Consider the following 8,499-nt stretch of genomic DNA (forward strand, 5'->3'; position numbering starts at 1 on the left):
CGGACTTTGAAGTGGATGGCATCGAGCCACACCACCGGGTAAACGCTCTCCAGTACCCGGTTCTGCCACTCCTTGATCGCCGGGATGATCCGGTCGGTAATGGCCGTCAGCGTGCCATCCGAGATGTCGAAGTCATAAATCTCCTTCAGGTGCTTCTGAATGTCTGAATAAGACAGGCCCATGCCATACAGGCTCAGGATCTTCTGGTCCATATCCTCGGAGATGACCCGCTGACGCTTGGCCACTGTCTGTGGCTCGAAGGAGGCGTCGCGGTCGCGGGGAGAAAAAATATCAAAGCCGCCCAACGAGCTTTGTATATTTTTTTGTGTGTGGCCGTTGCGCCGGTTGCCGCCCGGCCTTTTCTTCTCCTTAAGGTGCTCGTCCATCTCACCTTCTAAAGAAGCTTCAATAACGCGCTTTAAAAGCGGCGTAAAAACACCTTCCGCTCCAACTAAAGGCTTGCCGGAGCGAAGCTGCTCACCAGCCTCCTTTACAAAAGCATCAAAATCAAATGATTTCTTTTCCATCGTATATCAATTTAATCAGTTTTAAATTGACACACTTTATTGAGCATACTCATTACATGAGGGATACTCCTCTAAAATCATGTATTCATTTGCTCTGTGATCATTTGCTCCTCGCTCGCATCCGGTACCGATTCCCTGACTTTATAGGATGGCAGATTACATGAGCACAGAATACATGAATACATGATTACATGAGGGATCCACCTCTATAATCATGTAGTCATTTGCTCTGTGATCATTTGCTCGTCGCTCGCTTCCGGCCAGCGCGATCTCTTGCTGAAACGGATTGCAGATTACATGATCACAGAGCAAATGAGCAAATGATTACATGAGGGGACTACCTCTAAAATCATGTAATCATGTATTCTGTGATCATTTGCTCTGCATTCTCTTCCGGCGCCTCCGGCCCTGACTTTAAAGGATGGCAGATTACATGAGCACAGAACAAATGAATACATGATTACATGACGAAGCGCATGATTATAGGAGGGTAGGAAAATAACAGTCGGTGGTGGGAAAAACAACAAGGCAGCGTGGCGAAGAGACTCGAATTTGCAGGAAAAGAGCCGACTATGAATGACAAGTCTGCACGCCTGGAAGAACGCCTGATCCGTTTTGCTGCGCAAATTATTTCCTTGTGCGGGCGGATGCCGGCAACACCGGCCGGCCGGCACCTGTCCGACCAGTTGCTGCGTAGCGGCAACGCTCCGGCGCGGCAATACGGTGAAGCGCAAGGCGCGGAAAGCAAAGCCGACTTTTTGCACAAAATGAAGGTTGGCCTGAAAGAGTTGCGCGAAACCTATATGTCATTGCGCATCGTAGAACAGGTAGCCTGGTTTGCGCCCACCGAGCTCGATGCGCTCCTCGCCGAAAACAACGAGCTTATCTCCATCTTCGTGGCCAGCGCCAAAACCGCTTCCGGTAATGGTAAGTCGTCTTTGGCATGATCATGCCCCTCTGAAATCATGTATTCATGTATTCTGTGATCATTTGCTCCCCATTCTCTTTTAGGCGGGAGCGATCCCTTGCTGGAAAGGATTGCTGATTACATGATTACAGAGCAAATGAATACATGAATACATGAGGGTTGTAATACCTCTAAAATCATGTATTCATGTATTCTGTGATCATTTGCTCCCCATTCTCTTTTAGCCGGGAGCGATCCCTTGCTGGAAAGGATTGCTGATTACATGATTACAGAGCAAATGAATACATGAATACATTAGGGTTGTAATACCTCTAAAATCATGTATTCATGTATTCTGTGATCATTTGCTCCCCATTCTCCAACCAAAATGAAAAGCCTCCCGTTTCGGCGGGAGGCTTTTTTTAAGCTTCGGTGGCCGGGCGCGAGCGTCGCGCCACATCCACGATGATGCGGGCGGCTTCGTAGGCTGCCACGAATTCGGGGTGGTTCTTTTTCTGTGCCCGCACGAGGCGGTCGATCTGCTCGTGGAGGAGCTTGTTGGCGGTGGTGAAGAGGGTGGCGACCTGCTGGGTGGCCATCTTGCGGTCGTTGACGCCGGAGCGGGTGGCGGACTTCATTTCATTGAAGGCGCCGGCGGCGGCGTCGAGCGCCGTTTTCATGTCGGCGGTGAAGCCGTAGGGCTCGAGCCCGGAGGCATGTTCGGTTACCAGTTGCTGGTAGACGCCGGCGGTGATCTTGAGGTCGGAATCGCGCATGCGGATAAAGCTGCTGTGCGTGTGTTTGACGATGCTGCCTACCCGTTCGTTTCCGGTTTCGGAGGCCCAGGCCGCGATGACGTTGCCGGCCGATTCGAGGTTGTCGGCGAGCACTTCGCGGGCCGACATTTTGGCGCCGCCGCTGTTGCCGATGGCCTGGCGGCGGCCGGAGGCGACACCAATGCTCTGGACTACCTGGTTGAAGCGGTTGGCATGACGCCGGAGTGCCGTGATGCTGTCGATCGTGGAGCGGTTGTCGCCGAGGCATTTTTCTACCTGCTCAAACATGTCGTAATGAGCATCTTGTTTTGCGTTCATACGAATTGATTTTTAGGGTGAAAAAAAGATTGTTGCTCAGGCGTTTTACATGGGGGGCTTTTCGCAGGCAGCCGGGTGTTTTGCAGTGGTTTCACTAAAGATATATTGCCTTATGGAAGAATACAAATTTTTCGAAGCCTGACCCTGTAGAAGTGCCGGTGTCGGTTCTGTGTTCCCGGTTGCTGCTTCAATGTCTTCGGTTGAAGGTTCAATGTTTCCCGGCTGTGCTTCCATGTTGGTGGTTCCTGCTTCATTGTCGGGTTGCTGTCGTTCAATGCGGGCGGTGCCGGATTCAATCCCATAAGGCGCTGCTTCAATGTCCGGCCTCCCCGCTTCAATGTAAGGTGTCGTTGCTTCAATGTCCATGTGAACTGCTTCAATGTCAGGTGTCACTGCTTCAATGTCAGGTGGTGGCGCTTCAGGGGCATTCGACGATGCTTCCGCGTACCGGTGCGTATGTGGCATTGAAAATCAGTTCGATAGAAGCAAATGGCCGGGGCGATTTCCTTTCCGGGAAGGGTTGGACGCTACCCTGTCCGGGCAGAAATGCAGGTTTTCCTGTCGGGAAAAACAACGGTGTCGATGGGCAAAATCCCATGGTGGGGCGGTTGCGTTGACGGAGCTTCGGGGAATGTTGCCCGTAGTAGTGCTGGATGCGTTTTACCACCGTGGTGCGGAGCGGATGGGGATCCGGTTTGACCGGGGCAGCCCCGTGGAGGCCCGGGTGCGGTCGCTGCCGGGCGTGCGCTGGAGCCGGACGCAGCGCTGCTGGTACCTGGACTTGGTGCGGCCGGAGTACGACCGGGTGCGGGCGGCGCTGGGGACGCATTGCCGGCTGGACGCTGCGCGGCTAAAGGCCTATCTGGAGTCGCCGCACCGACGGCGGGGGGCGGCGGGGCAGCTGTGTGCCGAAAACCGGGAGGCGCTGGCGCGCTTTGAGGAGCACCTGAAGCTGAAGGCGTACAGCCCGCAAACGATCCGCACTTACCGCAACGAATTCCTGCAATTGCTGTACTGGCTGGGTTCCCGGCCGGCCGGGGCGCTGGCGACGGAGGAGGTGAAGGCCTACCTGGTGGGGCAGCTGGAGGCGGGGCTGAGTGAGGGAACGATCCACAGCCGGATTAACGCGCTGAAGTTTTTTTACGAGCAGGTGCTGGGGCGGGAGCGTTTTTTTGTGAATATTCCACGGCCGAAGAAGCGCACGGTGTTGCCGAAGGTGCTGGGGGAGGAGGAGCTGGCGCGGCTGTTCAACGCGGTGGGCTACTTCAAGCACAAGGCCCTGCTGTTTACAGCCTACAGCGCGGGGTTGCGGGTGAGCGAGGTGGTGGCGCTGCAATGGAAGCACATTGACCGCGACCGCCGGCAGATACTGGTAGCGCAGGCCAAGGGGAAGAAAGACCGGTATGTGACGCTGAGCCCGATACTGGAAGACATCCTGGAGTCGTATTACCGCAAGTGCGTGGTGAAGCCGCGGGTGTATGTATTTGAGAGCGGGGAGCCGGGGCTACCCTACAGTGTGCGGAGTGCGCAGGAGGTGTTTCAGCAGGCGCGGCGGGGTGCGGGGATCCGGAAGGAGGTAAGCTTTCACAGCCTACGGCATTCTTTTGCCACGCACCTGCTGGAGAAGGGGGCGGATGTGCGGTACATCCAGGAGCTGCTGGGGCATTTTTCGATCAAGACGACGACGCGCTACCTGCATGTGGCGCGCGCCGATCTGGTGGCGATCCAGAGTCCGCTGGACGATCTCTGGCGCCGCAAGCAAATTGACTGGAACGATTGACGCAATGCGCAATAAATATTGCGTGATTTATTATATTTGGTTTTCAAGCATTTGCGGAACGGGCGGTAGCGTCTAATTGCGTATATGCTAATGTTATGCGCCATCCAAGGACCAACCAATGACTGAACGAGCCTTATTGAATTACTTTCTTGGAAAAAGCTCCGCGGAGGATCTTTCGAATGATACGATTGGGTCGCAGCAGCGGACTTCTCGTGACGTCACCGCAGTTACAGTATCAAGAATAGCCGATCCTGGAAGCTTTTCAGTGACGAGAAATCATTTAATTGCCCTTTGTAAGGATAGTTTAGCGGGTAAACTAAGCTTCGGGAGTCTAAATACCATTGCATTTGCAATAAATATGTCGGAGTATTTCACCTACGACGAGTCAGACGAAGTAGTCGGGCAGGTTCTTTTTGAATGGGATAATCCTGAGATCGATGGTCCTTTGACTATTGAGAGCATCGAACATTGCCTTTTTCTATTGGAAAGTAGCCGTGACACTCTTGAGTCTCAGGATCGGCGGGACGGCGCATAACATGGGCTGTTGCGCTATGGCCTCCGAACACTCTGATAATTCGTACATTCATTCTCGGCCACAGCGCAAAGCCCTGGTCGTTGTGCGCAATCGTTTCCTAAATGCAGAAAATCTATCTCGTCATAATTCTTTTAGCCGTAAGCTGTACTTCGTCAGTAGGGGACCGAATTGAATCGGAAGAGCGAGCGTCGACTCAGCAGAAAATTGAAGCAAAAGTAGTTCCGGCTAAAGCTCAGAGGAATCATGGAACTATTGGTATGTCAGTGCAAGGGAAATGGGAGCTTTCAACCGACCCTAAATTTGCTATGACGATAAGCAATGATACTTTGATGGAGTATTACAATGGCAAAATGACAAGTCGAAATATTTGGTTTTTAAGGCTTGCCGATCCAGAAAAGGATTATCGCAGACCAGATGGCGCGTTTGATTTTACTAGAGAGGGTAAAGCGGATAAAAGAAGTAAGCTCGTTTTTAAACCACTTAATTCTCACGATAGTACTGAGTTAATCATCCTTTTTATTGACTCGACACAAATTGACTTAGGAACATATAGTGGCGAGGTCGTCTTTAATCGTAAAAAGAACTAGCCTTCCTTAGGGCAGACTGCGCACAACATGGGCTGTTGCGCTAGCCTGCTGTCTCAAAGCAAAACGTTATCTTAGGTCACCGGCCAGCGCAAAGCCCTGGTCGTTGGCCGCAATGCCGTGACACCATGAATATCGAAAAGCAATTACAAACAGCGGGCGTTTTAAACCACCGAATTTCAGCCGAATTGAAAAAGACTCATCCTTATGAAAAACGGTTGGCCTATGGCAATTCAATTTTGACACGAAAAACTTTACTGCTCCGGCTGAACCGGCTTTCGAGAGAAAAAGGCGCAACTTTCAAGTATAATTTGTCTTATCAGCTAAGAAATCTAGATCTTGTTGATCCAAATTCTTTGAGAAGGCAAATAGATCAACTTAAACCCTCCGAAAGGGTTAAGAAAATGAGAATTGACGCCAGCAACGTAATCCATTTGAAGGCTGGAACGAGAGGGGCCGAGCTGAAGAGGCATTTTTTAGGCGGCAAGAAGAAAGCTTTATCGAAAAAGCAGAAAGAAAAATTAAAGGAAGCAACCGCGCCTATATCTTACAATCCGATAATACCTTCTGGCGTTACACAGTAGGCAAGTCTTTAGTGTGGCTCTCTGACGGAGCACTGCGGCCAACATGGGCTGTTGCGCCAGCCTAGTTTCACTAAGTTCATATCTTCACTAAAGCAGTCCGGCCAGCGCAAAGCCCTGGCCGTTGGGCGCAAGCCGTTTCCTAAAGCACAATCACCAAACTAACAAGCAATGAAATCGCAGAAGTTCACATTTCCTGTTCTTGCAATAACTGTTGCATTGTTTGCTTGCAATGGCGACAAAAGGGAGGACAACACTTCAAAAGTCAATCGAGATTCGCTTGTGCAAGTCGACTTGGCTCAATTTGCAAACGAAAACAACGCTATTGTTTTCCCTCCTTCAGACATTCGATTTACCTCTGACCTTCAAAACCTATTTCTTAAGAGTCGACGGATTGTATTCAACGACTTCGAGTTGGTTGACATTTTTTCAAAAGACACAACACAATTCGTTCGATTGAAAGTCAAAGATTCGGACAACACTTACTTCGTCGAAGCTTCAACCACACGCGAGATTGCAAGCCATTTAAAAAGCGATTTCGATAGCACACTAAGCATAAATACTCTCAACGATCTTTTCATAATGTGTGCAATAGACACCTTTTACAAAAGTTCGTTTGACTTAGTCAAGTCTGAAAAAGCCGACGAGTATTCTTATACTACTGACGTGAACTCGCCAACTGCCTTTATCATAAAAGGGCGGCTGACCAATACTCAGTTTACACGAGTCAAATAGGCGATCACTCCGAATTTGAGGGCCTGCGCCCAACAGGGGCTGTTGCGCTAGCCCCGCTTGCTTTAGTTCAAATCATTTCCTAAAATCATGGGGCCAGCGCAAAGCCCTGGTCGTTGGGCGCTAGCGGTGTCCTAAATTCGAAAGTTCATATGATCAAACCAACTGCAATGTTTATCATTTTGTTTTCTCTAACACTTAATGCATCGGCTTTTAGACTTGAGCCGAACGTAATGATACCAACATGCTTTCTTCAAAAGGCGGACACTTTGATTATTGAACCTTTCAAAAAGGTACCTAATGATATCGAAGGGTGTGGTAGCTACTTCGCATATTCGAAAAAGGACCTTGACAAAATGAACTACTTACTGGTGACGTCTTATGAAGGTTTTGGATATATTAAAGTGCGCGGAAAACTTGTTAGGCTGAAAGTTGTTTCCTCAAATCGAAAGAACGAGGAGTTTTATGGAAGCTCAATTAAAGAGACCTATCAAGGCGGTGGGTTCAGAGTTATTGTCAACACTAAAGAGATACGGCAGCAGGATGGGGAAGTTTGGTATCACAAAGGCACTATCTTGATTGAAAAGGAGACGAAGATTATTCAAAGAATGAATGTGACGGCTGCAACTGGCTGCTAGGCGACGCCAGCGCCCAACATGAACTATGGTTATTTCCAAGAGTTTTTTTAAGCGAGTGCGCTTTTAAAATCTGCCTGATACACCGTTCCTTTTGTAGCTATTGCAAATGCTTGTTTGAGCAGCTTATTGCACACGGCGATGAGGGCCACATAGGGCAGCTTTCCTTTGGCCACTAGTCGGTCATAGAGATCCTTACATGCGGCGTTATATTTCTTGGCCGTGAGCGCGCACATGAACAACACACTGCGCAGGTAGCCGTTGCCCATTTTGCAGATTCCCCGCTTTCCCTTTATCGAAGTGCCGCTTGTGTGCTCCCTGGGTGCAAGGCCTGCCAGGGCAATGAGCTGGCGGTAGTTGGAGACCTTGGTAAAGCCGTCGGTGGCTACGATGAGGGTGGCCACGGCGCGCTTGCCCAAGCCGGGCACGGAGCGCAGGTTCTTCATCTGGTTGCCACTCCACTGCTTCAGTTCTGCATCCATCTGCGCTTCCAGCTTTTTCAGTTCCCGCTCGATCCGGGCAATAGAGGCTTTGAGGCTTTTTGTGACCTCCTTATCGGCAAAGGGCATGTAGGTGAGGGCATGCAACTGGTTTTGAAGCATGGTTTTCTGACGCACATACATATTGATCAAAGCCCCGATCTGGCTGCATTTGAGCTGCGCCTGCGAGGGCACACGCCACACGGAAGCTTCTCTTTCCACTCCATAGCGGAAGAGCCAGCGGGCGTCTTTTTTGTCGGATTTGTTACGCTCCAGGTTCATCTGGATAAAGCGCTTGACGACCATTGGATTTTCTACCCGCACGTCGCCTCCTGCTTCCTTCAGGGTAAAGGCAAGGGCGAGATAATAAGGCCCGGAGGTTTCCAGAACATATACCCGCTCACCGCACTTTTCCAGCAGCTCGCGGTGGCCGGAGGCGGTGTTGGAGAGCTTGGTATAATGGGTCCTTCCTTTGTCATCATTGTAATAAACATCGAGGGTGTCTTTAGAGACGTCAATACCGCAAACAAGCTTCATGTTGTACTTTCACTTTGGTTAAAAATGAGGAATGTGATTTTTACACATCTGCAGCCATCCTAATTTCACGCGAGCTCTCCGGCGGCAACCGGTGCTCAGTTGAACTAC

11 protein-coding genes are annotated in these 8,499 nt (G+C 50.4%); 7 read left to right on the top strand and 4 right to left on the bottom strand.

Going from position 1 to position 8,499, the window contains the following annotated elements; genetic code table 11:
• Positions 1-527: transposase (locus EPD60_RS13980; protein WP_207896510.1), on the bottom strand; the 527-nt coding region annotated here is incomplete at its 3' end.
• Positions 528-1,099: 572 nt separating this feature from the next.
• Here EPD60_RS13980 and EPD60_RS13985 point away from each other — a divergent pair.
• Positions 1,100-1,474 (top strand): four helix bundle protein, encoded by a 375-nt coding sequence (locus tag EPD60_RS13985; RefSeq protein WP_131450145.1) that lies wholly within the window; start codon positions 1,100-1,102, stop codon positions 1,472-1,474.
• A gap of 382 nt (positions 1,475-1,856) precedes the next feature.
• On the opposite strand, the gene EPD60_RS13990 is transcribed toward EPD60_RS13985, so the two are convergent.
• On the bottom strand, positions 1,857-2,528 hold the full coding sequence (locus EPD60_RS13990) for a hypothetical protein (RefSeq protein ID WP_131450146.1): 672 nt from the start codon (positions 2,526-2,528) through the stop codon (positions 1,857-1,859).
• Positions 2,529-2,573: 45 nt separating this feature from the next.
• Positions 2,574-2,894 carry a hypothetical protein gene (locus tag EPD60_RS13995; RefSeq protein WP_131450147.1) on the bottom strand — a complete coding sequence of 107 codons (321 nt, stop codon included), beginning with the start codon at positions 2,892-2,894 and terminating at the stop codon, positions 2,574-2,576.
• A 265-nt stretch (positions 2,895-3,159) separates the two neighbouring features.
• Between EPD60_RS13995 and EPD60_RS14000 the strand changes: the two genes are divergently transcribed.
• The 6 genes from EPD60_RS14000 (at position 3,160) to EPD60_RS14025 (ending at position 7,378) form a co-directional block, all read left to right on the top strand.
• Positions 3,160-4,308: a tyrosine-type recombinase/integrase gene (locus EPD60_RS14000; protein ID WP_165871553.1), complete on the top strand. Its 1,149-nt coding sequence runs from the start codon at positions 3,160-3,162 to the stop codon at positions 4,306-4,308.
• 118 nt (positions 4,309-4,426) lie between these two features.
• Entirely contained in the window at positions 4,427-4,843 is a 417-nt protein-coding gene (locus tag EPD60_RS14005) for a hypothetical protein (RefSeq protein ID WP_131450149.1), read from the top strand.
• Between the two features lie 101 nt (positions 4,844-4,944).
• Complete coding sequence (locus tag EPD60_RS14010; RefSeq protein WP_131450150.1) at positions 4,945-5,430, top strand: hypothetical protein; 486 nt, start codon at positions 4,945-4,947, stop codon at positions 5,428-5,430.
• Between the two features lie 125 nt (positions 5,431-5,555).
• The gene (locus EPD60_RS14015) at positions 5,556-6,011 is read left to right on the top strand and encodes a hypothetical protein (RefSeq protein WP_131450151.1); all 456 of its coding nucleotides are present in this window, start codon (positions 5,556-5,558) and stop codon (positions 6,009-6,011) included.
• Between the two features lie 168 nt (positions 6,012-6,179).
• Positions 6,180-6,743 carry a hypothetical protein gene (locus EPD60_RS14020; RefSeq protein ID WP_131450152.1) on the top strand — a complete coding sequence of 188 codons (564 nt, stop codon included), beginning with the start codon at positions 6,180-6,182 and terminating at the stop codon, positions 6,741-6,743.
• A gap of 149 nt (positions 6,744-6,892) precedes the next feature.
• Positions 6,893-7,378, top strand: coding sequence for a hypothetical protein (locus tag EPD60_RS14025; RefSeq protein ID WP_131450153.1), 486 nt, complete (start codon positions 6,893-6,895; stop codon positions 7,376-7,378).
• Between the two features lie 47 nt (positions 7,379-7,425).
• Here EPD60_RS14025 and EPD60_RS14030 read toward each other — a convergent pair whose 3' ends face one another.
• Entirely contained in the window at positions 7,426-8,391 is a 966-nt protein-coding gene (locus EPD60_RS14030; RefSeq protein WP_131448483.1) for an IS110 family RNA-guided transposase, read from the bottom strand.
• Positions 8,392-8,499 lie beyond the last annotated feature (108 nt).

The sequence above is a fragment of the Flaviaestuariibacter flavus genome (assembly GCF_004337505.1).
GTDB lineage: Bacteria > Bacteroidota > Bacteroidia > Chitinophagales > Chitinophagaceae > Flavisolibacter > Flavisolibacter flavus.

Coding starts and splice junctions, on each gene's coding strand:
- EPD60_RS14030 (WP_131448483.1), bottom strand. CDS start 8,391: ATGAAGCTTGTTTGCGGTATTGACGTCTCTAAAGACACCCTCGATGTT.
- EPD60_RS14025 (WP_131450153.1), top strand. CDS start 6,893: ATGATCAAACCAACTGCAATGTTTATCATTTTGTTTTCTCTAACACTT.
- EPD60_RS14020 (WP_131450152.1), top strand. CDS start 6,180: ATGAAATCGCAGAAGTTCACATTTCCTGTTCTTGCAATAACTGTTGCA.
- EPD60_RS14010 (WP_131450150.1), top strand. CDS start 4,945: ATGCAGAAAATCTATCTCGTCATAATTCTTTTAGCCGTAAGCTGTACT.
- EPD60_RS13995 (WP_131450147.1), bottom strand. CDS start 2,894: ATGGACATTGAAGCAACGACACCTTACATTGAAGCGGGGAGGCCGGAC.
- EPD60_RS14005 (WP_131450149.1), top strand. CDS start 4,427: ATGACTGAACGAGCCTTATTGAATTACTTTCTTGGAAAAAGCTCCGCG.
- EPD60_RS14015 (WP_131450151.1), top strand. CDS start 5,556: ATGAATATCGAAAAGCAATTACAAACAGCGGGCGTTTTAAACCACCGA.
- EPD60_RS14000 (WP_165871553.1), top strand. CDS start 3,160: ATGTTGCCCGTAGTAGTGCTGGATGCGTTTTACCACCGTGGTGCGGAG.
- EPD60_RS13990 (WP_131450146.1), bottom strand. CDS start 2,528: ATGAACGCAAAACAAGATGCTCATTACGACATGTTTGAGCAGGTAGAA.
- EPD60_RS13985 (WP_131450145.1), top strand. CDS start 1,100: ATGAATGACAAGTCTGCACGCCTGGAAGAACGCCTGATCCGTTTTGCT.